This is a genomic window from Agrobacterium sp. GD03872 (genome assembly GCF_029840625.1).
GTDB lineage: Bacteria > Pseudomonadota > Alphaproteobacteria > Rhizobiales > Rhizobiaceae > Agrobacterium > Agrobacterium fabrum_A.
The window spans coordinates 638897-663141 of sequence record NZ_JAOCCY010000002.1 but is presented as its reverse complement, the minus strand read 5'-3'; the positions used below and the strand labels follow the sequence as shown (position 1 = coordinate 663141).

Genomic DNA, 24245 nt, shown 5'->3' with positions numbered 1-24245 from the left:
ATACCAGCGCGAGAGATTTTAGCCAAATGGTTTTTGCCGCGCTGCCCATGGCATGGATCCGCGCGCCATGACGGAGACGTGCGGATCACGGCAGTCGCGGCGATGATTTTTGAAGATTCCCGAAATCGGCAGGTCAATCTGCGAGGGGAGAAGGCTTGCGCAAGGCACAAACAGCCATCAAGCCGGGGAGAAACTCCCCTCTCACGGTAAGTCCTTGTGACCTATGAACTTACTGGAAGAGGGGAATGGTACGGTTGAGTGGGGTCGAACCACCGACCTCAGGTGCCACAAACCTGCGCTCTAACCAACTGAGCTACAACCGCACATGAAACGCCGAAGCGGCGTCACGGGGGGTGACATAAAAGGTGTTTCCCCCATTTGCAAGTGCCTCTTCGAATTTTGCGAAAAAAGCCATCGAAAGGCAAGAGCTTTTCAATCGGCCGGGCTGACGAGAAGAGGCGGCGACAGACCTGTTGATGTTAACTCTATTTGGCGATTCATCCGGCGGATGGTGGACCGGACCGCGCTGTGAAGTTATTTAAAATTCTGTTAACGTGATGCCTTGGCGGGTTTACGTTTTGCGCTTCATGAGGAAGCCAAGAAGCCCGCAAGGTCCGGTAGTGCCAGAATAGGTTTCGACATGCCCGCCGTCCAGTATCCCTTTATCGATATCGCAGTGCATGAACGGGTGCGTGAAGGTTTCGGGCGCGGCGAGGCCATGGCGCTGTTCTCGCTCGACCTCAAAAATGTTCTCTGGGCCAATGGCCGGGGCGCGGCGTTGTTCGGCACGCCGATGGTTTACGATTTTCTGGAGCAGGGTCCGAAGCGGCAGGACGTGACCTTCCGACAGCTGGCGGCGACCGCAGCCCGGCTTTCGAATACCGGTGACAGCCTGCCATTCACCATCCGCATCACATCGGGTTTCCGCAGCCTTGCCGTCACCGCGCGAGCGGAAATCATCGCGGCCGAGCCCGGCCAGCCTGCCATTCTATTTTCCGCCCTCACCGATCAGGCCGCACCCGGCATGGCGGAATGCGCCCGGCGCATGATCGAAGGTTTCGACGACCCGGATATTCATATGGCGGTTCTGAACGGTGACAATGAGATTATCGCCGCCTCACCGGGTTTTTCGTCGCTCGGCATCACCCCGCACACCGCACGCACACTGGTGAGGATGGCCGCCGGCCAGTCCGGTCATCTCGTCAAGCGACCGGTGCCAACCGGCAAGGGCTATCTGCCCGCCGCCACCGGCCAGATCACGGCGTCGCCCGAACTGAACCTGATGTTCGTGGTCGAAACTGCGCTCGGTACACTCGATCCCGTCAATGGTTTTGCCGAAGACAAGCCGCAGGAAACGCCGGACGCCGCCCAGCCCGTTTCACCGGCTGCGGAAAGTCTGCCCGCTGTCGCAACAGCCGCCTCGTTCGATTCCGTGCTCGATGCCGTTGCCGGTATCGAGGATCTGGAAGAGGTGCAGGAACTGCCGTCCGATCCCGAAGACGGGGCGGCAGCCGAGCAGGATGAAAACGGCCTTCTGCCCCCGCCGGAAGAGGAAGCGGAGCTCCCGGCGATGCTTTCCGTGCAGGACGCCGATGCGGCTGCGAATGTGGCGATGACGGACGACATTGCCGATCTTTTCGAACTCGATGAGGATGAAGCAGAGGCTCCAACCGAGCGGGCAAACGCCGACGACCATGCCGAAGAGGTTATCGATGCAGCGAGTGTCGTATCCGCGGGCGATGAGATAGTCGAAACCACGACGGCGGAGGTTGCTCCAGCAGCGGACGAGAGGACCGCGGCGGAGACGGATGCCGCCGAAGAAGCGCGGCCTTTTGTCTTCAATGCCGGTGCGCGCGCTTCCCGTTTCGTCTGGAAAATCGATGCGGAAGGGCGTTTCAGCTCGATCTCGCATGAATTTGCAGAGGCCGTGGGCGCCAAGGCGGCTGCCGTGGAAGGCATGGGCTTTGCCGATGTTGCGGCCCTGTTCAATCTCGACCCCGATGGCAAGATTCGCGAGCTTCTCGGCCGGCGCGATACCTGGTCCGGCAAGACGATCCACTGGCCGGTGGAAGGCACATCGCTGATGGTGCCGATCGATCTTGCCGCCCTGCCCACCTATACGCGCTCCCGCGAATTCGACGGGTTCCGCGGTTTCGGTATCGTGCGCCTTGCCGATGCCACCGAAGACCCGCATGCCACGGGCCTCACCTTCCTGCAAACCGAAGAGACCTATCCGACGGAGGCGCTGCCGCAGCCCGCCATCGAGGATGAAAGCCACGAATTGCTGGCCTTTATCGATGAGGATGACGAGGCAGAAGAACAACACCACGATTATACCCCGCCGGAATTCGAAGCGCCGGTTGTAACGCCTGCGCTGGAGGCAACCTATTCCGACAAAGTCGTCCATCTGGAGGAGCGCCGTTCGCGTTCCCGCGAGGGCCTGACGGCAGGCGAGCAGGCCGCTTTCCGCGAAATCGGCCGTGCCCTGGCGCCGGCGGAGACGGAGACCGAGCCGGCTTCCGAGGAAAACCGGGAAACGGAGATCGCTTCCGCCGAGCAGGCCGTGCAGAACATCCAGCAGGGTATCGATGCACAGGCACAGGAAGAGACATTCGCCGATACGGAACACGACGGAAAGACGACCGAACCCGCGGAAGAAGACGATCTCTTCGCTGACTACGTTCGTGGCGAGCAGCCGACGGCCATTCGCGCATCGACGGATGAAAGCGGATCCGGGGAAATATCGGAAGCGGATGCTTACGAGCGGCCGGCGGCCGATATTGCCGCCGCCATGGTCAGCCCCTCCGTCCGTCCCGCGAATGCCTTGACGGCCGAGACGCTGGATCAGATGCCGGTTGCGCTTCTGGTGCATGCCGGCGACAGGCTGATCCACGCCAATCCGGATTTCCTGCGATTGACGGGCTATGGCTCCCTTTCCGAACTGGAAGAGGTCGGCGGTCTGGAAGCGCTGCTGCAACGGCAGGAGCTGGAGGACATGCCTGATAACGAAGGCGGCATGGTCGTCGTCAGCGCTGAAAACGACATCATCCCGGTCAAGGCACGTCTGCAATCCATCCGCTGGGAAGAAGCCAAGGCGCTGATGCTGTCGCTGGTGCCGCTGGAGGAAAAGCCGACGCCTGTTGCGGCCGCCAACGAAAATATCGCGGCCGGCGACGGCGAAAACGCGGAAGCAGGCAGTCTATCCCTGTTGCAGGGCGAGGTGGAGGAGCTGCATTCCATTCTGGAAACGGCCACCGACGGGGTGGTGCTTCTGGGAGACGAAGGCGAAATCCGTTCGCTCAACCGTTCCGCCAGCGCGCTGTTCAATTATGACAATGGCGAAATCGCCGGCAAGCCTTTCGTGACGCTGTTTGCCCATGAGAGCCAGCGTGCCGTGCTGGATTATCTTTCCGGCCTTGCCAATAACGGCGTCGCCAGCGTGCTGAATGACGGCCGCGAAGTGATCGGCCGTGAGGCGTCCGGCGGCTTCCTGCCGCTGTTCATGACCATCGGGCGGCTTAAATCCTCGCATGGCTATTGCGCCGTGATCCGCGACATCACCCAATGGAAGCGCACGGAAGAGGAACTGCGCAACGCCAAGCGGGCGGCGGAAACCGCCAATGCCCACAAGACCGATTTCCTTGCCCGCGTCAGCCACGAAATCCGCACGCCGCTCAATGCCATCATCGGCTTTGCCGATATGATGGCGACCGAACGTTTCGGACCGATCGGCCATCCGCGTTATGTGGAATATGCCAATGATATCGGTCGTTCCGGCCGGCATGTGCTCGATATCGTCAATGATCTGCTCGATATTTCCAAGATCGAGGCCGGGCAGATGGATGTGGACTTCATCGCCGTGCCGCTCAACGAAACGGTGGCCGAGGCGGTCTCGCTGGTGCAGCCGCAGGCCAACAACCAGCGTGTCATCATCCGCACCGCACTTGCGCAATCCGTGCCGCAGATCGTCGCGGACCTGCGCTCGATCAAGCAGATCGTGCTGAACATCCTGTCGAACGCCATCCGCTTCACGCCGTCCGGCGGCCAGATCGTGGTGTCCACCGCCTATGAGGCCAATGGCAGCGTGTCGCTGCGCATCCGCGATACCGGCATCGGCATGACCCGGGCGGAACTGGAGCAGGCCATGAAACCGTTCCGGCAGGTCGCGTCCTCGGGCAAACGTGTGCGCGGCGACGGCACCGGGCTCGGCCTGCCGCTGACCAAGGCGATGGTGGACGCCAACCGGGCGAATTTCTCCATCACCTCCACGCCGAATGAAGGCACGCTGGTGGAAATCACCTTTCCGTCGCAGCGGGTTCTTGCCAACTGAGGCCATGCGGGCGTAGCAATGCGGAAGCCGCCGGCACAATGGTTGCCGGTTGAGGCCTTTGCACGACAGTAGACTGGCATGTCCATGACGGTTTCCCTTCCGGCAACAAGACGCTTCTCGGTGTTGCCCATCGCGGCGGTCATCGTCGCGGCCATTGCCGCCATGCCCATTCTGGCAATTTTCTGGCTGGCGCTGACCGGCAGCACGGAAGGATGGCAACATCTTCTCGCCAATGTCCTGCCGCGCGCCGGGTTTCGCACCTTCCTGCTCTTGGGGATGACGGCCGCGACGACGGCATTTTTCGGCATTGTCTGCGCCTGGCTGGTCACCACATTCGAGTTCCCGCTGCGGCGGCTATTGTCCGCGGCGCTTGTCCTGCCGCTCGCCATTCCGTCCTACCTGGCGGCCTATGCGTTCGGCGAATTTCTCGACTTTACCGGCCCGGTGCAAAGCGCGTTGCGCGCCGCCTTCGGTTATCACAGCATCCGCGAATACTGGTTTCCGGACATCAGGTCGCTCGGCGGCGCTGTCATCGTTCTGAGTTCGGTACTCTATCCCTATGTTTATCTCTCGGCCCGCGCCGCCTTCTCCATGCAGGGGCGGTTTGCGGCCGAAGCGGCCCGCACGCTTGGCGCAAAACCGCTGAATGTGTTTTTCTCCGTGCAATTGCCGATGGCTCGGCCGGCCATCGCCATCGGGCTGTCGCTGGTCCTGATGGAGACGCTGAACGATATCGGCGCGGTTGAATATCTCGGCGTCCAGACGCTGACCTTCACCATTTACGAGACCTGGCTCAATCGCGGCAATCTCGCCAATGCGACGCAGATCGCCGCCGTCATCCTCATCATCGTCGGCGCGCTGATCGTCATCGAACGCAATGCCCGCGAAAAACAGCGCTTCGGTGCGCCGAAAGCGACAAGCATGGCGCAGCGTCACCGGCTGAAGGCGCTCACCGGCTGGCGGCGCTGGTGCGCCGGCCTGTTCTGCTTCGTGCCCGTTGCGAGCGGCTTTTTCATTCCAGTCATCGTGCTCGGCGGTTACGCCGCCAGGAGGCTTGACGCGCTGTTTGCGCCGAAACTTCTGAAAGCACTTGGGCACAGTCTCGAAGTCTCGTTTTCCGCCGCCTTCGTGACGCTGATTGCCGCTTTTGTGTTTTCTTATGCCATCCGCACCGAGCGCTCGCGCACGTCGAAGGTGGCCGCCCGCTTCGGCTCCATGGGCTATGGCGTGCCGGGAACGGTGCTCGCCATCGGCGTCCTCATTCCGCTGGCAAGCCTCGACAATGGCGTCGACGGCTTCATCCGCGCACATTTCGGTTTTTCCACCGGGCTGCTGCTCTCCGGCACCGCCTTCGCCATCATCTATGCGCATGCCGTGCGCTTCATGACCATGGCGGAAGGCACGCTGGATGCCGGTTTCCAGAAGCTTTCGCCGCATATCGACATGGCCTCACGAACGCTTGGACGCAACCGGGCGCAGACGCTGTTCAAGGTATTGTTGCCGAACATGCGGCCGGCAGCGCTGACCGCCTTTCTTCTGGTTCTGATCGAATCCATGAAGGAACTTCCGGCCACCATCCTGCTCCGGCCTTTCGGTTTCAACACGCTGGCCACGCTGGTTTATGAGGATGCCTCCCGATCAAGGGTGCAGGATGCCGCCGTACCGGCGATCATCATCATTCTCGCCGGGCTCATTCCCGTGCTGCTCGTCTCGAAATCGATGGATCATCCGGAAAACCGCTGAAAGGCATGGCGATGGCGGCAAAAAGAAAGGCGGCCCTGCGGCCGCCTGGATGAGTTGTGCTTTTTCAACGAGAGAAAGGGGGACAACCTCGCGATATGGAAATTATCAATCCCGGCCATCAGAAATTTGACAGCCCTGCGTTGGGTTTACTTTCCGCCAACTCCTATTAACAAGCGGTTAAAACCAAAATCGAGCAATTACCGACGAAAATTCCTATTCTGAGACCGTAAAGCGCCGAAACTAAATTAAAAGCTTCTAATTTCATCATGATTTCAACAGTAACGCGAAGAAATCGAAACAGGACTTTAGATCAGTGTCGCGCAGCTGCGTGTTCGTCGCGCATCCGCTGCAACTCGGTACGCTTGGAGGCGATGGATGCGACGATCACGCCGATGGTCACAAGTCCGATCAGGATCGTGCAGATGGCGTTGATTTCCGGTGTCACACCGAGGCGCACCTGCGAATAGATCTTGATCGGCAGCGTCGTCGCACCGGGACCAGTGGCGAAGCTGGCGATGACGAGATCATCGAGCGACAGCGTGAAGGCCAGCATCCAGCCGGCAATAACGGCCGGGAAGATCAGCGGCAGGGTGATGCGGAAGAAGGTCTTGACCGGCGGGCAGCCGAGATCGAGCGCGGCTTCCTCGAGACTGCGATCGAAGGTTAAAAGACGCGACTGCACGACGATCGCCACATAACACATGGTGAAGGTGGTGTGGGCGATGACCACCGTCCAGAAGCCGCGATCCACCCCGACGGCCACAAAGAGCAGCAGCAGCGACAGGCCGGTGATGACCTCCGGCATGACGAGCGGCGCATAGATCATGCCGGAAAACAGCACGCGTCCCGGGAAGCGGGCAAAGCGGGTGAGCGACAGCGCCGCCAGCGTGCCGAGGATGGTGCCGATGGTGGCGCTGAGTATACCGACGCGCAGCGTCACCCAGGCGGCATCCATCAGCCCCTCATTCGACCACATGGAGCGATACCATTGCAGCGAGAAGCCGCCCCAGACGGTGACGAGCTTGGAGGCGTTGAAGGAATAAACAATCAGGATGACGATCGGGATATAAAGAAAGGCAAAACCGAGGGTGAGGACGGTAATGTCGAATTTTCCGCGCTTCATGGCCTCACCCCACCTTTTTCTGCTGGTTCTGGAAGATGGCGATGGGCACCACCAGCAACAGCAGAAGCAGCACGGCGACGGCGGATGCCAGGGGCCAGTCGCGATTGCCGAAGAATTCGGTCCACAGCGTCTTGCCGATCATCAGCGTCTGCGCGCCGCCCAGGAGATCGGGGATGACGAATTCGCCCGTTATCGGGATGAAGCAGATCATCGACCCGGCCACGACGCCCGGCAGCGACAGCGGGAAGGTGATTTTCCAGAAGGCCTTCCATGGCGGGCAACCGAGATCGGCCGCCGCTTCCAGAAGCGTATTGTCGAGCTTTTCCAGCGCCGAATAAAGCGGCAGCACCATGAAGGGCAGATAGGAATAAACGATGCCGATGAAGATCGCCGTCTCGGTGCGGAAGATATTGACCTGCTGGTCCGGCCCGAGAAGACCGATCGACTGGAAAAGCACCGTCAGCAGGCCTTCGGGCTTCAGAATGCCGATCCAGGCGTAAACGCGGATCAGGAACGAGGTCCAGAACGGCAGGATGACCAGCATCACCAGCGTCGGGCGGATGGATGACGGCGCGCGCGCCATGGCCAGCGCCATGGGATAACCGATCAGCAGCAACAGGAAGGTGGAGATGAAGGCGATGCGCAGCGACGACAGATAGGCGTCGATGTAGAGCGGATCTTCCGTCAGGAACAGGTAGTTCTCGAAATCCAGTTCGGAGAAGAACGCTCCGAGCTTCGAAAATCCTTCGAAGACCGGCGTATAGGGCGGCATGGAGATCGCTGTATCCGACAGCGATATCTTGAGAATGATGAAAAACGGCGCGGCGAAGAACAGCAGCAGCCAGAAATAGGGAACCGCGACGACCAGCCAGCGCCAGGGGCTTTGCCGGTTTTCGGGAGTGGTGATCGCCATCGAAGCCTCCCTCAGCGCGTCAGGACGAGGCCGGAATCCGGCTTCCAGTTCAGCCACACCATGTCGCCGAAGGTGATCGGGCGATCAACGAGACGCGAGACATTCGCCTGCGCGGCGCGGAGGACGCGGCCATCGGCAAGCTTGACGATGAAGACCGAGAAGTCGCCGAGATAACCGATGTCCCAGACTTCGCCATAGGCGGAGTTGACGCTGCTGTCGGCGGGCTGGTCGAGCGAGATGCGAACCTTTTCCGGGCGGATGGCGTAAGCAACCTGACTGCCGGTTGCGGCGGCACATTCCTGCTCCACCGCCACCTTCAGCCCTTCACAATCCAGCGTCACCAGGCCGGGCTTGCCGATATCCGAGGCATTGTCGACGACCTTCGCGTCGAAAATATTGATGTCGCCGATGAAGTCGGCCACGTAGCGGCTGTTGGGCGCCTCATAGATCTCGGCGGGTGTCGCCACCTGCACGACGATGCCCTTGTCCATGACCGCGATGCGGTCCGACACCGTCATCGCCTCTTCCTGATCGTGGGTGACGATGAGGAAGGTGAGGCCGAGATTGGTCTGGATGTCCATCAGTTCGAACTGCGTTTCCTCGCGCAGTTTCTTGTCGAGCGCGCCCAGCGGCTCATCGAGAAGAAGCACCTTCGGCCGCTTGGCGAGCGAACGGGCGAGCGCCACGCGCTGCCGCTGGCCGCCGGAGAGCTGGCTGGGCTTGCGTTTGGCAAATTCCGTGAGCTTGACGAGGCGCAGCATTTCCTCGACGCGGGCGGCGATGTCCGCCTTGGGCAGACCGTCCTGCTCCAGACCAAAAGCAACGTTCTTTTCCACCGACATATGCGGGAAAAGCGCATAGGACTGGAACATCATGTTGGTGGGGCGCTTATAGGGCGGAACGCCGGAAATATCCTTGCCCTGCAGCAGGATGCGGCCTTCCGTCGGTTCCTCGAAACCGGCGAGCATGCGCATCAGCGTGGTCTTGCCGCAGCCGGAGGGACCGAGCAGCGAGAAGAACTCGCGCTCGTAAATATCGAGCGTCAGATTGTTGACGGCGACAAAATCGCCAAAACGTTTGGTGACGTTTTCAAAGCGGATGAAGGGCACCGCATCGGGATTGTCCCAAGGGCTAAATTTGCGTTTGACCGGCCCCAGAGTTTTCGCCATTCACCCTACCCTCAAATCCCGTTGGTCTTTCGATCGATGCTTCGGGGCGGGCGACACCGGCAGGTCACGGGACCTGCCGGCAAAGGATCAGAGAAACAGGCCCGCCGGCCGTTCCTCAACCAGCGGGCGGAGCTCTTAGCTGCCGGTCTTGATCTGCGTCCAGACGCGGTTCAGCACACGCTGCTCCTTCGGTCCGTAGGGCGAGATGGTGAAGAGTTTCTTCATCGTCTCGGCATCGGGGTAAACCGCCGGGTTCTTGGCGACGGACTCGTCCATCAGCGCCTGCGAAGCAAGGTTGCCATTGGCGTATTGAACATAGTTGGACGCCTTGGCGATGACTTCCGGCCGCATCAGATAATTGATGAAGGCGTGCGCTTCCTCGACATTCTTGGCATCCGCCGGGATGGCAAGGTTGTCGAACCACATATAGGTGCCTTCCTTCGGGATGACGTAGTTCACCTCGACGCCGTTCTTGGCTTCCTCGGCGCGGCTCTTCGCCTGCAGGATATCGCCCGACCAGCCGATGGTGATGCAGCTGTCGCCATTGGCGAGTTCATCGATATAGGCGGAGGAGTTGAAGGTCTTCACATAGGGGCGGATCTTCATATAGACATCGCCGCCAGCTTCCAGATCGGCCGTCTCCTTGCTGTCGGGATTCTTGCCGAGATAGTTCATGGCAATTGCGAAGGTCTCGTCCGACGCATCGAGAATATTGACACCGCAGGATTTCAGCTTTTCGGCGTTTTCCGGCTTGAAGAGAATATCCCAGCTGTCGACCGGAACATCGCCGAGCGCTGCCTTCACCTTGGCGACGTTATAACCGATGCCGGTGGTGCCCCACATGTAGTTCACGGCATATTCGTTGCCGGGGTCGTATTTCGCCAGGCGCTCGGAGACCTCCGGCCACATGTTCTTCAGATTCGGCAACTTGGACTTGTCGAGTTTCTGGAACACGCCGGCATTGATCTGTCGGGCGAGGAAGGGCCCGGTCGGCACCACGACATCATAACCGGAGCTGCCGGCCAGAAGCTTGGTTTCCACAAGCTCGTTGCTGTCGAAGACGTCATAGACGACCTTGATGCCGGTTTCCTTGGTGAAATCGGCAAGGATCGATTCGTCGATATAATCCGACCAGTTATAGACGTGGACGACCTTCTCCTGGGCCATTGCCGAGCCTGCTGCAACGAGCGCGGTGGTGAGAGCCAAGGTCAGGCGGAGAGAACGGTTTTTCATGATGTCTCCTGTTAACGCATCCTCACGGTGGGAGCGTGATCCCCTTTTTTTGGAGAGACTAGAAAGGAAAACAAAAGGGAGCAAGCGGGAAATGTGCAGCACAGCATTTTCAACCAAATGTGTTCCGGCCATAAAAAAGCGGATGGAAACGCCTACTGGAAGTCGAAAACGCTGAGACCGGTGACCATTTCATCCAGCCCGAGCGGCCGTGTGAGCGGCGCTTCGGCCCGCGACAGACAGCCCTGCCTTTCGCACAGCCGGCACGAAGGACCGATGGCGACGGGCGCGGCGCCCGAGGCGGCGGGGCCATAGACGGTGTCTCCGGCCTGGGCGAGATCACAGCCGAGAAGCACGGCCGTTCGCCGCACCCTTTCGCCGAACCCCGCCTGCGGGCCTTCGAGCGTGCGCGAAACGGTCAGGAAAGCGTCGCCATCCGGCATCTCCACCGCCTCCACCAGCACCTGCCCCGGCTGGGCGAAAGCGGCATGGATATTGAGCCGCGGACAGAGGCCGCCAAAACGCGCCCTCGGGAAGCCGCCGGCCCCGGCGAGGCGGAACCGGTTGCCGGCATTGTCGATCTCCATCAGGAAAAACGGGATCGCCGCGGCTGACGGCCGTTGCAGGCTGACAAGACGGTTGGCTGCCTGTTCGAAAGAGACGTTGAAGCGCGACCGCAAAACCTCGAGATCGTATTTCGCCCGCTGGGCGGCGGCAAGGAACGCGCCATAAGGCATCATCAACGCATGGGCGGCGTAACGCGCCAGCTCGAAGCGGGCGATGCGCCTTGCCTCCTCCCCTTTCAGACCGAGCCCTTCAAGCTCCGAACCGATTTCTTCGCGAAGCGCCAGAAGACAGGTCTCCATGGCCATTTCCCGCAATTGGTCCGGCTGCGACAGGCGTTCGGATAAAAACAGCCGCATGGAATGACGGTCATAACGCCGCCTGAGATTCGGCATGGCATGAACCGGCAGGGTTCTGACGACGATGCCATGGTTTTTCTGAAGCCATGCCCTCAGCCCGGAGGCGAGATCGTCGCCCGCCGACAGGTATTTGTGGAGCTCTTCCGCCGCCGCGTCGATGGCATGGAAATAGGCCGGCCGGTTCTCGAAGACATGGCGCACCTCGTCAATCGGCAGACGGGTGGAGGAGAGCGCCGTCTCATGCCCCTCCCGCGCCAGAAGATCGGAGAGATCGGAAAGGCGCTGCGCCTGCTCCCTATAGGCCCGGTAAAGCTTGAGGACACCGCTTGCCGCATTGGGCGCGGCATCGGCAACCTCGATCAGTTCCTGCGGCGACGGTACCTCACCGACCAGCAGCGGATCGGCGAAGACCTCGCGTAGCTGCCCGGCGGAACCGGCGCTTTCGCCCTGCAGGTCGTCCAGATCGACCTTGTAGACGGAGGCAAGCTTCAAAAGCAGCTGTACGGTGAGCGGCCGCTGGTTGCGTTCGATGAGATTGAGGTAGGACGGCGAGATCGCCAGCGCCTCGGCCATGGCCGTCTGCGTCAGCGCGAGGCCGTTGCGAATGCGGCGCACGCGCGGGCCAGCAAAAATCTTGTTTTCCGACACAGTATCGTCCCTCCATCCCCGTCAACTCATACAAGCCTGTTACAAACTCATCGGCTCAAAGGCTTTTACAAAATTTACAATTTTACAGCTCCATCCTGTCACGCACTCTACAGGATAACCTCTTTCAAGTCACTGTTTTTATGTTTGTTCTGGCGCTAAAACCTCGAAAAATGTAAATGTAGTCACATCAAACGGCGCCACATGATGTTGAAGAGGGCCCGTTACGGAAACCGCATTTATCATGGGAGAGAGAAGTATGACGGATTTTTACAAACTTGTTCCGGGCGCACCGCAGGGACGTTTCGACGGCATCGAGCGCGCCTACACCGCCGCCGACGTGGAGCGGCTGCGCGGCTCGGTCGAAATCCGTCATTCGCTGGCCGAAATGGGCGCGAACCGGCTGTGGAAGCTGATCAACGAGGAAAATTTCGTCAACGCGCTCGGCGCGCTTTCCGGCAACCAGGCCATGCAGATGGTTCGCGCCGGGCTGAAGGCGATCTATCTCTCGGGCTGGCAGGTTGCGGCGGACGCCAACACGGCATCGGCCATGTATCCGGACCAGTCGCTTTATCCGGCCAATGCGGCGCCTGAGCTTGCCAAGCGTATCAACCGTACCCTGCAGCGCGCCGACCAGATCGAGACGGCGGAAGGCAAGGGCCTTTCGGTCGACACCTGGTTCGCACCGATCGTTGCCGATGCGGAGGCCGGTTTCGGCGGACCGCTCAACGCCTTCGAAATCATGAAGGCCTTTATCGAGGCAGGTGCTGCGGGTGTTCATTATGAAGACCAGCTGGCATCGGAAAAGAAATGCGGTCATCTCGGCGGCAAGGTTCTGATCCCGACGGCGGCGCATATTCGCAACCTGACGGCGGCGCGGCTTGCGGCTGATGTCATGGGTGTGCCGACTCTGGTTATCGCCCGCACGGATGCGGAGGCCGCCAAGCTTCTGACCTCTGACATCGACGAGCGCGACCAGCCCTTCGTGGATTACGATGCCGGCCGCACCGTCGAGGGTTTCTATCAGGTCAAGAACGGTCTTGAGCCCTGCATTGCCCGCGCGGTAGCCTATGCGCCCTATTGCGACCTGATCTGGTGCGAAACATCCAAGCCGGATCTGGAACAGGCGCGCAGGTTTGCGGAAGGCGTGCACAAGGTGCATCCGGGCAAGAAGCTCGCCTACAATTGCTCGCCGTCGTTCAACTGGAAAAAGAACCTCGACGACGCGACGATTGCCAAGTTCCAGCGCGAGCTGGGCGCGATGGGTTACAAGTTCCAGTTCATCACGCTGGCCGGTTTCCACCAGCTGAATTTCGGCATGTTCGAACTGGCGCGCGGTTACAAGGACCGGCAGATGGCTGCTTATTCCGAGCTTCAGGAAGCGGAATTCGCAGCCGAGGCCAATGGCTACACCGCCACCAAGCATCAGCGCGAAGTCGGCACCGGCTATTTCGACGCCGTGTCCCTGGCGATCTCGGGCGGCACGTCTTCGACCACCGCCATGAAGGAATCCACCGAGCACGACCAGTTCCGCCCGGCGGCCGAATAAAATCGAAAAACTGCCCTTCCCGATGACGGGAAGGGCTTGCAAACCGGATCAAGAACCCCAACCAATAATGAGAGGAGAAATGCCATGAATGCCCATAACCCCATCAAGACCCACGTCAAGGAACGCGCCGAGGAACAGTCCTCCGCCATGACGCAGGATCAGCAGGCCGCCATCCGCATGCTGGCCAACGATCTGCACCGCCTCAACCAGGCCGTCATGAAAGCGGTTGAGGCCGGCGTTTCCGTCGAGCTGGTCCGCTCGGCCCGCCACCATGGCGGCGGCGGCAACTGGGGGGATCTGCTTATCCCTGTCATCGTCGCGCAGGGGCGTGACGCCGCCTGAAACGAAAGACCGGAACATCATAATCGATGTTCCGGCCCCCCAAACACTTAACAAAAGCGCCTAGCGTGCTCCAGCTTAGAAACTCGCCGATACGGAAACACCGACGCTGACATTCACGCCCATTGCCTCTGCATTGCCCTGTAATTCAGGCGCATACGGAGCGAAGGAGGCAATTTGCGTCAAGGGAATGGGATTTAGAATAGTTGGAGATTCCCAAGCCAATTGCATCGCTACGCCTCCGATGAGCTTATCCCAACCGGCGATTTTTGTATCGGAAGCCGCTGGCACATAGGCTCCCACGGCTTTGGAGAGCTGTTCAGCCACAACCAAGGCAAGTGCCTTGCTTACGCCCGCATAGAAGATTTTTACGGCCTCTTCCGGTGTTCCTGCTGCTGACATCGCATTTACATATGACGCTGAAATTATCATGGCGACCTCAACCTAAAGGAGTTAAATTTACAAAGGCAACCTATGGCTATTCAGGCCCATGTGCAACTATAAATTATTTATCAAAAATTATGCAATCAAAGGTAATTGCAACTATGCGGGGCGGCTCTTGTGCCCGGCATATAAATCGGAATGGCTCTTGATCAGACGGGTCATCCGATCCGCCACCGTCCTGATATCACGGCGGTGGCGATCGTCATTGTTCATGACGATCCATTGATTGTGGCGAAGGGTTTCCAGCTCGTCACCTTCCCGAACGAGGCGCGCATCCGCGTCACCCACGAAACAGGGAAGCACGGCGACCCCCGCCCCGGCCAGCACCAGATCGAGAAGCGCCGTCGGCCGGTTCACCGTTACCACGATCTCGTTGTTACGATTTTCATGCGGCCAGCGCAGATAGGTTGAAATAGCGTTTTCCTCCGCCACCGCCAGCCACCGATCAGCAACGGAAGCGGCGGCATTGCGCAGCCTGTAGGGCGCATAGGCCACCTCCCCCGTTTTGATGGCGGCAAGGTTCTTTTCCTGCGGCTCGAAAGCGCGAATGCCGATATCGTTTTCGCGATGGGTGAGAGACGCCCTCTGTTCGGCAATGAACAGGTCGATGCGGAAATCATCGCGGTCGGTGCAGATGGCGGAGAAGTTGCCGGTCATGAGCCAGGCGTTCCAGGTGCCGACGGCGATGCGCACGACGGAAGAGGCCGACGACGCCTTCTGCCATCCCTCGATGTCCCTTGCCGCATTCTCCATCGCCTGAAGCCGGTCAAACAGCGTACGACCATCCGCCGTCAGGGCGTATCCCGTCTGGCTGCGCTGGAACAGCGCCTTGCCGATACGCTCCTCCAGCTCGACCATGCGCCGCCCCACCGTCGCGGGGCTCAAGCCCGTCAGCGCCGCAGCACCCGTCAGGCCGCCGCTGCGTGACACATCGAGGAAAAGCTGGTAGGAATCCCAGGTGACGTTTTTCATCGGTGAAAAATGTAGCGCATTTTCTTGCGCAGATAAATCAAAAAACGGCGCGCATCATGGCCCTCCGCATTAGAAGGAGAGCGACATGCACGCGATTTTTGCAGCACGGGCCATCATCGAAAACCGTCAGCCGCGCACACGGCGCGAAGCCATTCTGCAGGAAGAGAAATTTTATGCCGATATGGCGCAGGCATCTCGGCCGTCGCGGTTTTTCAGCGCACTTATGAGCTGGATGAGGGCAAAGAGCCGCCGATCAATAAACGAGGGCGATCAGGGCTGCCAGAGCGCCGGCTGCGATGAGGCTCAGGCGAAAGGCCAGTTGCCTGCTGTCGTTATCAGCGCGGGCGATGGCAATGGCGCGAGGGCGGCGATGTGCGGATCTGTTCATGCGCGGGTTCCTGACGAAAAACTCAACCGACCCATGCCCTGTTGAGGGCCTCCAGCAGGACATCATGTGCAGCGGGATCATTGAGCGATCCGGCCTTGCTGGCATTTGGTCAGGATGACTCCGCGCCCGTTAACAAGGCATTAACGGGCGTGGCCTCACGCGAATTCCCCGGCCGCCTGCCCGGAGGCCCATGCCCACTGGAAATTATAACCGCCGAGCCAGCCGGTCACATCGACACATTCGCCGATGAAATAGAGGCCGGGTAAGGATTTCGCCGCCATGCTGCGGGAATCGAGACCGGTCGTATCAACGCCGCCGAGCGTGACTTCCGCCGTGCGATAACCTTCCGAACCGGCGGGCTTGATCTGCCAGTCCTGCACCTCGCCCGCCAGCTTCGCCAGAGCCTTGTCGGACATATCCGCCAGATGACCGCTGAGGCCGGATTGTTCGACAACGTGCTGGGCGAGCCGTTTCGGCAGGATTTCCGACAGAGCCGTCTGGGGCGACTGGCGGCCGTTCTTCTGTTTCGCCTGCTTCAGCAGCGCGGCTATATCGCGATGCGGCTCGAGCTTCAGCCGGACCACATCACCCTCGCGCCAGTAGGATGAGATTTGCAGGATGGAAGGGCCGCTTAAACCGCGATGCGTAAAGAGCAGCGCTTCCTCAAACGAGGTCTTGCCATGGAAAACCTCGGACGGAACCGCGACGCCGGCAAGCGGGCTCAGTTTTTCCAGCGAGGCGGGATCAAGCGTCAGCGGCACGAGGCCCGGACGAGTCTCGATGAGCTTGAGGCCGAACTGTTCGGCGATCTGGTAGGCGAAACCGGTCGCGCCCATTTTCGGGATCGACTTGCCACCCGTCGCCACAATGAGGCTTTCCGCCTCGATGACGCCGCCTGATGTCGTGACGCGAAAACGGGCTCCATCATGGGTGACGGCCGAAACTGACGTTTCGAGCCGCAGCTTCGCATTCACCGCCTGCATTTCGCCAAGCAGCATGCGGATGATGTCCTTGGCGCTGTCGTCACAGAAGAGCTGGCCGAGCGTCTTTTCATGCCAGCCGATGCGGTGTTTTTCGACAAGGGCGATGAAATCACGCGGCGTATAACGGGCGAGCGCGGATTTGGCGAAATGTGGGTTGGCGGAGAGATAATTCTTCGGCCCGGCATGGATATTGGTGAAGTTGCAGCGGCCGCCGCCGGAGATGCGGATCTTTTCGCCCGGCGCCTTCGCATGGTCGAGAATGACGACGGAGCGGCCGCGCTGGCCGGCGCGGATGGCGCACATCATGCCGGCGGCGCCCGCCCCCAAAATCAGCACGTCACATTTCTCTGTCATCATTCCATCCGATCCGTTTCCTTTCCTCTTTTCGAAGTGCCGCCGCTTGTCAATGGCGCTTTCCCCCTCGCCAATTGCCAAACTACGGTTATGATGGCGTCAGTCGAAACACAGACCCGGTGATACATGCCCGCCAAGAAAACCATGCTCCGCCCGAAGAAACAGGCAACCATGGCAAAGACACCTCCCCTCGACCTCTCCTCCCCCCGTGGCGTTTCCTCCTGGCGCGAAGCCGCGCAATGGCTGCGGGCGCGCGGGATCGAAGACATAGAATGCATCACGCCCGATCTTGCCGGCGTTCCGCGCGGCAAGATGATGCCGACGGCGAAGTTCACGGGCGATACCTCGCTTGCTTTGCCATCCGCGCTCTACCGCCATACGATATCAGGCGAATATCCCGACGAGACCGCGAATTTCCGTTACGAGCCGCGCGACAGCGACCTGAAGCTGGTGCCCGATCTTTCCACCCTTTCCGTGGTGCCCTGGGAAACGGACCCGACCGCGCAGGTGATCTGCGACGTAGTGGACGCCGAAGGCAATTTCGTGCCCTACACGCCGCGCAACGTGCTGAAGAACGTGCTTTCGCTCTATACCGAAAAGGGCTGGAAGCCGGTTGTTGCGCCGGAAATTGAATTCTACCTCGTCGCCATGAATGACGACCCGGACTATCCGCTGCATCCGCCGAAGGGCCGGTCCGGCCGCTCCATCGTCGGCGGGCAGAGCTATTCCATCGCCGGCATCAACGAGTTCGACGAGCTGATCGACGACATCTACCATTTCTCCGAAAAACAGGGTCTCGAGATCGACACGCTGATCCATGAGGAAGGCCCGGCGCAGCTTGAGATCAACCTGCGCCATGGCGACCCGATCGAGCTTGCCGACCAGGTGTTCCTGTTCAAGCGCACCATCCGCGAAGCGGCGCTGAAGCATGGCATTTACGCCACTTTCATGGCCAAGCCCATGCAGGGCCAGCCGGGTTCGGCCATGCACATCCACCAGTCGGTGGTGGAAATCGACAGCGGCCGCAATATCTTCTCCAATGCCGACGGCAGCCCTTCGAAAGAATTCTTCTCCTTCGTGGGCGGCATGCAGCGTTATGTTCCGAACGCCCTTGTCATGCTGGCGCCCTATGTGAATTCCTATCGTCGCCTGACGCCCGACATGGCCTGCCCGGTCAACAATGCCTGGGGTTACGACAACCGCACGACCGCCTTCCGCGTGCCGATTTCCGGTCCGCAGGCGCGGCGCGTCGAAAACCGCCTGCCGAGTTCGGACGCCAATCCCTATCTGGCGCTTGCCGCCTCGCTCGGCTGCGGCTGGCTCGGCATCGTCAACAATATCGAGCCGACCGAACCTACCGCCGATACCGCCAATGAGGGTTCCATCGAATTGCCGCGCGGTCTTCTGGAAGCCGTGGCGCTGCTGGAAGGCGAAGAGCAGTTCGACCGGGTGTTCGGCCATGAATTCGTGGGCCTTTATGCCGGCCTGAAACGCGGGGAGTTCGAGACCTTCATGCAGGTCATCAGCCCCTGGGAGCGCGAGTTCCTGCTTCTCAACGTGTGAGGGACCACGAGCATGACATGGCAAAGCCCGATTGCGCCGGGAATTTCCTGGTATCAGGCAACCGTCGGCGAGCGACCGGACTATCCTGCCCTCGACGGGTCAAAAGAGGTTGATGTCGCAATCATCGGCGGCGGTTATACCGGTCTTCAGGCCGCCTGCAACCTCGCCGAAAACGGCGTCTCCGTCGCCCTCGTCGAAGCGCATCGTTTCGGTGACGGCGCTTCCGGCCGCAATGGCGGGCAATTCGGCACCGGCCAGCGTTCCTTCCCCGACGAGATGGAAGAAGAGATCGGCTTCGAGCAATCGAAGCTGCTGTTCGACATTGCCGAGGACGCCAAGAATTACGTGCGCGGTTTCGCCGTCAATCGCGGCATCGACATGGAATATCTTCCCGGGCAGCTCTATGTGGCGCACAAGGCGGCTTACGAGGACGATTATCGCCGAAGCGTCGATGCGATGAACAATCGCTACGGCTATCCGTATATTTCCTACATGGAGCGTGGCGAGGCGCGCAAACGCGTCGGTTCCACCCATTATTTCGGCGGCACGCGCGATACCGGCACCGGCCACATTCACCCGCTGAAGCTGCTCGTCGGGCTGGCGAAGGCGGCGCAAGCGGCAGGCGCCGCCATTCATGAAATGACCCCCGCCAAGTCCATCCGGCAAGCGGGCGGCAAGACCGTCATCGAAACGCCCTTCGGCACGATCACCGCGCCACGCGTGCTGATCGCCACCAATGCCTATATCGGCAATCTGGAACCGGTGACCGCCGCCCATATCATGCCGATCCGTTCCTTCATCGGCGCCACCGTGCCGCTGGATGCGTTTCCCGACATTATTCCCGACCGGGAGGCCGTGGCGGATTCGCGGTTCGTGGTGCGCTATTTCCGCAAGACGGCGGATAACCGGCTGCTGTTCGGCGGGCGCGAAGCCTATACGGCGGATACGCCGCGCGATATTTCCAGCCACATCCGCCGGCAGATCGCGGAAATCTATCCTGCGCTGAAAGATATAGAGATCAGCCATTCCTGGGGCGGCTCCGTCGGCATTACCCTGCCGCGCAAAGTTTTCGTGCGCGAGGTCATGCCCGGCGTCACCTCCATCGGCGGTTATTCCGGCCATGGGGTGATGCTGTCGAATTATTGCGGCAAGCTCTATGCCGATCTCGTTCTCGGCAAAAAGGACATGCTGGCGCCCTTCGCGCAGCTGAAGGTGCCGTCTTTCCCCGGCGGGGCGTCGCTGCGCGCGCCGCTGCTTTTCCTGGCGCTTTCCTGGTACGCGTTGCGAGACAGGTTTTAGGCCAATGTTTACAGACTGTTGCCGGCGGCGGACGAGTTGGCGGAAGCAAAATTCATAATTTCACATAACTGAGTCTGGCATTTTTAAATCGATTAGATTATTGATGCCCCCAACCCTTGAAGATCGAGAGAATCGATATGAGCAGTCAGATCATTCCTGTTGAACCTTTTGATTGTGTCGTTTTCGGCGGCACGGGCGATCTTGCCGAGCGCAAGCTTCTGCCGGCCCTTTATCACCGGCAGGTCGAAGGCCAGTTCACGGAGCCGACCCGCATCATCGGTGCGTCGCGCTCGGTCATGACCCATGAGGAATATCGCAAATTCGCGCAGGACGCGCTGAAGGAGCACCTGAAGGCCGGCGAATATGACGATGCGCAGGTTGCAATCTTCCTGAACAGGCTTTTCTACGTGCCAGTCGATGCCAAGGGCAACAATGGCTGGGATGTGCTGAAGAAGCTGCTGGACGAGGGCAAGGAGCGCGTGCGCGCCTTCTATCTGGCCGTAGCACCCGGTATTTTCGGCGATATTGCCGACAAGATCCGCGAGCACAAGCTCATCACCCGCTCGACCCGCATCGTCGTTGAAAAGCCGATCGGCCGCGATCTGGCTTCCGCACAGGAACTGAACGACACCATCGGCCACGTCTTCAAGGAAGAGCAGATCTTCCGCATCGACCACTATCTCGGCAAGGAGACGGTGCAGAACCTGATGGCGCTGCGTTTCGCCAATGCGCTTTACGAGCCGCTGTGGAACTCCGCCCATATCGACCACGTGCAGATCACCGTTGCCGAAGCGGTCGGCCTTGAAGGCCGCGCCGGTTATTACGACAAGGCCGGCGCGCTGCGCGACATGGTGCAGAACCATATCCTGCAGCTGCTTTGCCTTGTCGCCATGGAGCCGCCGGCATCCATGAATGCCGAAGCCGTGCGTGACGAAAAGCTCAAGGTCCTGCGCTCGCTGAAGCCGATCGACACCAGCAATGTCGAAAAGCTGACCGTGCGCGGCCAGTACCGCGCCGGCGCTTCCGCTGGCGGCCCGGTCAAGGGTTATCTGGAAGAGCTGGAAGGCGGCGTTTCCAACACCGAGACCTTCGTCGCCATCAAGGCTGAAATCGCCAACTGGCGCTGGGCCGGTGTTCCCTTCTACATCCGCACCGGCAAACGCCTCGCGACCCGCGTTTCGGAAATCGTCGTCACCTTCAAGCAGATCCCGCATTCGATCTTCGACGATGCGGCCGGCAAGATCGAGGCCAACAAGCTGGTCATTCGCCTGCAGCCGGATGAGGGCGTCAAGCAGTCTCTGCTCATCAAGGACCCCGGCCCGGGCGGCATGCGGCTGCGTCAGGTCTCGCTCGACATGAGCTTTGCCGAAGCCTTCAACGTGCGCAGCCCCGATGCCTATGAGCGGCTGTTGATGGACACCATCCGCTCCAACCAGACGCTGTTCATGCGCCGCGACGAGGTCGAGGCCGCATGGGACTGGATCGACCCCATTCTCAAGAGCTGGGAAGATCTGGGACAGGGTGTGCAGGGTTATACCGCCGGCACCTGGGGTCCGAGCGGCTCGATTGCGCTGATCGAGCGTGACGGCCGCACCTGGCACGATGCCGACTGAGGGCCCGGCGATGAGCGAAACGATCCACGTCTTCGACACCGCCGCCGAACTGGCAACCGCTCTTTCGGCGGAGGTTGCCAAACGCCTTGATGCGGCAACCAAGGATCGCGGTGCGGCAAGCATTGCCGTATCCGGCGGTTCGACGCCCAAGCTGTTCTTTCAGGCGCTTTCCAAGCACGATCTCGATTGGCCCAATATCAGCGTGACGCTGGTGGATGAGCGTTTCGTGCCGCCGGAAAGCGACCGTTCGAACCACCGCCTCGTTGCCGAGAACCTTTTGCAGGACAAGGCGAAGGCGGCTTATTTCGTGCCGCTGTTCCAGCCGGCGGCCTCGCCGGAGGATGCGGCGACGCTTGCGACCGTCAAGACCGAGGCGATCTGCGACCCGTTCGATGTCGTCATTCTCGGCATGGGAACGGATGGCCACACGGCATCGTTCTTCCCCGGTGGAGACAATCTCTACGAAGCGCTGGACCTTGATGAACCGCGCGGCGTCCTGACCATGGCGGCGGAGAATGCGGGAGAGGAGCGGTTGACCTTCAACTTCTCCAGCCTGCACGATGCCGATTTTCTGGTGCTCCATATCGAAGGTGCTGCCAAGAAGGCGACGCTGGAGAAGGCGCAGTCGGGCGAGGATGAGGATGAAATGCCGATCCGCGCCGTGCTGAACCGGGCAGAAACGCCTGTGGATATATACTGGGCGCCCTAAGCCACGCCACCGCCGCGACCTGCGGCCGGCGAAAAGCGCCCCGAAGACATGAAGACTGAAACACGACAACCGGCCGTTCACCTCCCGGAACGCCGGTTGCCGACCAACGAACAGGATGAACGCCCATGTCCGCCGATTCCCGCATTCAGGCCATCACCGCCCGCATCGTCGAACGTTCCAAGCCCTACCGCGAGACCTATCTCGAGCGGCTGCGGCTGCAGGTCTCGAAAGGCGTTCACCGTTCCGTGCTTTCCTGCGGCAATCTCGCGCATGGATTTGCGGTCTGTTCCCCCGCCGACAAGGACATCCTTGCCGGCGACCGGGTCCCCAATCTCGGCATCATCACCGCCTATAACGACATGCTCTCGGCGCACCAGCCCTATGAGACTTTCCCGGCGATCATCCGCGATGCGGCAAAAGAAGCGGGCGGCATAGCCCAGGTGGCAGGCGCGGTTCCCGCCATGTGCGATGGTGTGACGCAAGGCCAGCCCGGCATGGAACTTTCGCTGTTTTCCCGCGACGCCATCGCCATGGCGGCCGGCATCGGCCTGTCGCACAACATGTTCGACGCCGCCGTCTATCTCGGCGTCTGCGACAAGATCGTGCCCGGCCTCGTCATCGCAGCCCTCGCCTTCGGCCATCTGCCCGCCGTCTTCGTTCCCGCCGGCCCGATGACATCCGGCCTGCCGAATGATGAGAAATCGCGCATCCGCCAGCTTTATGCCGAAGGCAAGGTCGGCCGCGCCGAGCTTCTGGAAGCGGAATCGAAATCCTATCACGGTCCCGGCACCTGCACCTTTTACGGCACCGCCAATTCCAACCAGATGCTGATGGAAATCATGGGCTTCCATATGCCCGGTTCCTCCTTCATCAATCCCGGCACGCCGCTGCGCGATGCGCTGACGCGCGAGGCAACGAAGCGGGCGCTGGCGATTACCGCCCAGGGCAATGAATTCACGCCGGCGGGTGAGATGATCGATGAACGATCCGTGGTCAACGGCGTTGTCGGCCTGCATGCGACGGGCGGTTCCACCAACCACACCATGCATCTGATCGCCATGGCGCGCGCCGCCGGCATCATCCTCACCTGGCAGGATATTTCCGATCTTTCCGACATCGTGCCGCTGCTCGCCCGCGTTTACCCGAACGGTCTTGCCGATGTGAACCATTTCCACGCCGCCGGCGGCATGGGCTTCCTCATCAAGCAGCTGCTGAAACAGGGCTTCGTGCATGACGATGTGCGCACCGTCTTCGGACAGGGCCTCGATGCTTACACCGTGGATGCCATGCTTGATGAGAAGGGCGCGGTTGTACGCCAGCCCTCCCCCGAGCAAAGCCATGACCCGAAGGTGCTTTCCAGCATCGAGACCCCGTTCCAGCCGACCGGCGGCCTGAAGATGCTGACCGGCAATCTCGGCAAATCGGTCATCAAGATTTCCGCCGTCAAGCCGGAACGCCACATCATCGAAGCACCGGCAATCGTGTTCCATGATCAGCAGGAGCTTCAGGACGCGTTCAAGGACGGCAAGCTCAACCGCGACTTCATCGCCGTCGTCCGCTTCCAGGGACCTAAGGCCAATGGCATGCCGGAACTGCACCGCCTGACGCCGCCGCTCGGCGTGCTGCAGGATCGCGGTTTCAAGGTGGCGCTGGTGACCGACGGGCGCATGTCCGGCGCTTCCGGCAAGGTGCCGGCCGCCATCCATGTCACGCCGGAAGCCTCCGACTGCGGCCCGATCTCGCTCATCCGCAATGGCGACATCATCCGTCTCGACGCCATTTCGGGAACGCTGGAAGTGCTCGTTTCCGCCGCCGAACTGGCGAAACGCGAACCGGCGCGGGCCGATCTTTCCGGCAATGAATGGGGCATGGGCCGCGAGCTTTTCGCCCCCTTCCGCCGCAATGCCGGTCCGGCCGATCAGGGCGCCAGCGTCCTGTTTCATTGATTTTTGAAAG

General features: G+C 60.6%; 18 protein-coding genes and 1 tRNA gene. 9 read left to right on the top strand and 10 right to left on the bottom strand.

From position 1 onward, the window contains the following. Window positions 1-246 precede the first annotated feature (246 nt). Window positions 247-323: transfer RNA gene (locus N5D22_RS07200), tRNA-His, on the bottom strand. 317 nt (window positions 324-640) lie between these two features. Here N5D22_RS07200 and N5D22_RS07195 point away from each other — a divergent pair. Both N5D22_RS07195 and N5D22_RS07190 read left to right on the top strand, forming a co-directional pair. After that, entirely contained in the window at window positions 641-4330 is a 3690-nt protein-coding gene (locus N5D22_RS07195) for an ATP-binding protein (protein ID WP_279654984.1), read from the top strand. Window positions 4331-4408: 78 nt separating this feature from the next. Beyond that, complete coding sequence (locus tag N5D22_RS07190; RefSeq protein ID WP_279654983.1) at window positions 4409-6073, top strand: iron ABC transporter permease; 1665 nt, start codon at window positions 4409-4411, stop codon at window positions 6071-6073. 310 nt (window positions 6074-6383) lie between these two features. On the opposite strand, the gene N5D22_RS07185 is transcribed toward N5D22_RS07190, so the two are convergent. From N5D22_RS07185 to N5D22_RS07165, 5 genes are all read right to left on the bottom strand, one after another. Beyond that, entirely contained in the window at window positions 6384-7196 is an 813-nt protein-coding gene (locus tag N5D22_RS07185) for an ABC transporter permease subunit (RefSeq protein ID WP_279654982.1), read from the bottom strand. A 4-nt stretch (window positions 7197-7200) separates the two neighbouring features. Continuing rightward, window positions 7201-8109 carry an ABC transporter permease subunit gene (locus N5D22_RS07180; protein ID WP_279654981.1) on the bottom strand — a complete coding sequence of 303 codons (909 nt, stop codon included), beginning with the start codon at window positions 8107-8109 and terminating at the stop codon, window positions 7201-7203. Window positions 8110-8120: 11 nt separating this feature from the next. Then, window positions 8121-9278: an ABC transporter ATP-binding protein gene (locus N5D22_RS07175; RefSeq protein ID WP_279654980.1), complete on the bottom strand. Its 1158-nt coding sequence runs from the start codon at window positions 9276-9278 to the stop codon at window positions 8121-8123. 135 nt (window positions 9279-9413) lie between these two features. Beyond that, window positions 9414-10511: a polyamine ABC transporter substrate-binding protein gene (locus N5D22_RS07170; protein WP_279654979.1), complete on the bottom strand. Its 1098-nt coding sequence runs from the start codon at window positions 10509-10511 to the stop codon at window positions 9414-9416. A gap of 152 nt (window positions 10512-10663) precedes the next feature. After that, window positions 10664-12079, bottom strand: a complete 1416-nt coding sequence (locus tag N5D22_RS07165) for a helix-turn-helix domain-containing protein (RefSeq protein WP_279654978.1) — start codon at window positions 12077-12079, stop codon at window positions 10664-10666. 256 nt (window positions 12080-12335) lie between these two features. On the opposite strand from N5D22_RS07165, the gene aceA reads away from it, so the two are divergent. Together aceA and N5D22_RS07155 are read left to right on the top strand one after the other, a co-directional pair. Beyond that, window positions 12336-13625: an isocitrate lyase gene (gene aceA, locus N5D22_RS07160; protein WP_279654977.1), complete on the top strand. Its 1290-nt coding sequence runs from the start codon at window positions 12336-12338 to the stop codon at window positions 13623-13625. Window positions 13626-13709: 84 nt separating this feature from the next. Next, window positions 13710-13967 carry a hypothetical protein gene (locus N5D22_RS07155; RefSeq protein WP_004432604.1) on the top strand — a complete coding sequence of 86 codons (258 nt, stop codon included), beginning with the start codon at window positions 13710-13712 and terminating at the stop codon, window positions 13965-13967. 75 nt (window positions 13968-14042) lie between these two features. On the opposite strand, the gene N5D22_RS07150 is transcribed toward N5D22_RS07155, so the two are convergent. The 4 genes from N5D22_RS07150 to N5D22_RS07135 form a co-directional block, all read right to left on the bottom strand. Beyond that, window positions 14043-14396 (bottom strand): hypothetical protein, encoded by a 354-nt coding sequence (locus N5D22_RS07150; RefSeq protein WP_279654976.1) that lies wholly within the window; start codon window positions 14394-14396, stop codon window positions 14043-14045. Window positions 14397-14507: 111 nt separating this feature from the next. Then, entirely contained in the window at window positions 14508-15380 is an 873-nt protein-coding gene (locus tag N5D22_RS07145) for a LysR family transcriptional regulator (RefSeq protein ID WP_279654975.1), read from the bottom strand. A 253-nt stretch (window positions 15381-15633) separates the two neighbouring features. After that, complete coding sequence (locus tag N5D22_RS07140; RefSeq protein WP_279654974.1) at window positions 15634-15768, bottom strand: hypothetical protein; 135 nt, start codon at window positions 15766-15768, stop codon at window positions 15634-15636. Window positions 15769-15923: 155 nt separating this feature from the next. Beyond that, window positions 15924-17108, bottom strand: a complete 1185-nt coding sequence (locus N5D22_RS07135) for an NAD(P)/FAD-dependent oxidoreductase (protein WP_279654973.1) — start codon at window positions 17106-17108, stop codon at window positions 15924-15926. A 123-nt stretch (window positions 17109-17231) separates the two neighbouring features. Between N5D22_RS07135 and N5D22_RS07130 the strand changes: the two genes are divergently transcribed. The 5 genes from N5D22_RS07130 to edd all read left to right on the top strand — a co-directional run bounded on the left by N5D22_RS07130 (window position 17232) and on the right by edd (window position 24235). Beyond that, complete coding sequence (locus tag N5D22_RS07130) at window positions 17232-18668, top strand: glutamine synthetase family protein (protein WP_035260676.1); 1437 nt, start codon at window positions 17232-17234, stop codon at window positions 18666-18668. Between the two features lie 12 nt (window positions 18669-18680). Then, window positions 18681-19967, top strand: coding sequence for an FAD-binding oxidoreductase (locus tag N5D22_RS07125; protein ID WP_279654972.1), 1287 nt, complete (start codon window positions 18681-18683; stop codon window positions 19965-19967). Between the two features lie 137 nt (window positions 19968-20104). Continuing rightward, the gene (gene zwf, locus N5D22_RS07120) at window positions 20105-21580 is read left to right on the top strand and encodes a glucose-6-phosphate dehydrogenase (RefSeq protein ID WP_279654971.1); all 1476 of its coding nucleotides are present in this window, start codon (window positions 20105-20107) and stop codon (window positions 21578-21580) included. Between the two features lie 10 nt (window positions 21581-21590). Beyond that, window positions 21591-22289, top strand: coding sequence for a 6-phosphogluconolactonase (gene pgl / locus N5D22_RS07115; RefSeq protein WP_279654970.1), 699 nt, complete (start codon window positions 21591-21593; stop codon window positions 22287-22289). 125 nt (window positions 22290-22414) lie between these two features. Continuing rightward, window positions 22415-24235: a phosphogluconate dehydratase gene (edd, locus tag N5D22_RS07110; protein ID WP_279654969.1), complete on the top strand. Its 1821-nt coding sequence runs from the start codon at window positions 22415-22417 to the stop codon at window positions 24233-24235. Window positions 24236-24245: the final 10 nt, after the last annotated feature.

Bases quoted from the DNA above. Each gene is read 5' to 3' on its own strand.
- N5D22_RS07195 (WP_279654984.1), top strand. From the start codon at position 641: ATGCCCGCCGTCCAGTATCCCTTTATCGATATCGCAGTGCATGAACGG.
- N5D22_RS07190 (WP_279654983.1), top strand. From the start codon at position 4,409: ATGTCCATGACGGTTTCCCTTCCGGCAACAAGACGCTTCTCGGTGTTG.
- N5D22_RS07185 (WP_279654982.1), bottom strand. From the start codon at position 7,196: ATGAAGCGCGGAAAATTCGACATTACCGTCCTCACCCTCGGTTTTGCC.
- N5D22_RS07180 (WP_279654981.1), bottom strand. From the start codon at position 8,109: ATGGCGATCACCACTCCCGAAAACCGGCAAAGCCCCTGGCGCTGGCTG.
- N5D22_RS07175 (WP_279654980.1), bottom strand. From the start codon at position 9,278: ATGGCGAAAACTCTGGGGCCGGTCAAACGCAAATTTAGCCCTTGGGAC.
- N5D22_RS07170 (WP_279654979.1), bottom strand. From the start codon at position 10,511: ATGAAAAACCGTTCTCTCCGCCTGACCTTGGCTCTCACCACCGCGCTC.
- aceA (WP_279654977.1), top strand. From the start codon at position 12,336: ATGACGGATTTTTACAAACTTGTTCCGGGCGCACCGCAGGGACGTTTC.
- N5D22_RS07155 (WP_004432604.1), top strand. From the start codon at position 13,710: ATGAATGCCCATAACCCCATCAAGACCCACGTCAAGGAACGCGCCGAG.
- N5D22_RS07150 (WP_279654976.1), bottom strand. From the start codon at position 14,396: ATGATAATTTCAGCGTCATATGTAAATGCGATGTCAGCAGCAGGAACA.
- N5D22_RS07145 (WP_279654975.1), bottom strand. From the start codon at position 15,380: ATGAAAAACGTCACCTGGGATTCCTACCAGCTTTTCCTCGATGTGTCA.
- N5D22_RS07140 (WP_279654974.1), bottom strand. From the start codon at position 15,768: ATGAACAGATCCGCACATCGCCGCCCTCGCGCCATTGCCATCGCCCGC.
- N5D22_RS07135 (WP_279654973.1), bottom strand. From the start codon at position 17,108: ATGATGACAGAGAAATGTGACGTGCTGATTTTGGGGGCGGGCGCCGCC.
- N5D22_RS07130 (WP_035260676.1), top strand. From the start codon at position 17,232: ATGCCCGCCAAGAAAACCATGCTCCGCCCGAAGAAACAGGCAACCATG.
- N5D22_RS07125 (WP_279654972.1), top strand. From the start codon at position 18,681: ATGACATGGCAAAGCCCGATTGCGCCGGGAATTTCCTGGTATCAGGCA.
- zwf (WP_279654971.1), top strand. From the start codon at position 20,105: ATGAGCAGTCAGATCATTCCTGTTGAACCTTTTGATTGTGTCGTTTTC.
- pgl (WP_279654970.1), top strand. From the start codon at position 21,591: ATGAGCGAAACGATCCACGTCTTCGACACCGCCGCCGAACTGGCAACC.
- edd (WP_279654969.1), top strand. From the start codon at position 22,415: ATGTCCGCCGATTCCCGCATTCAGGCCATCACCGCCCGCATCGTCGAA.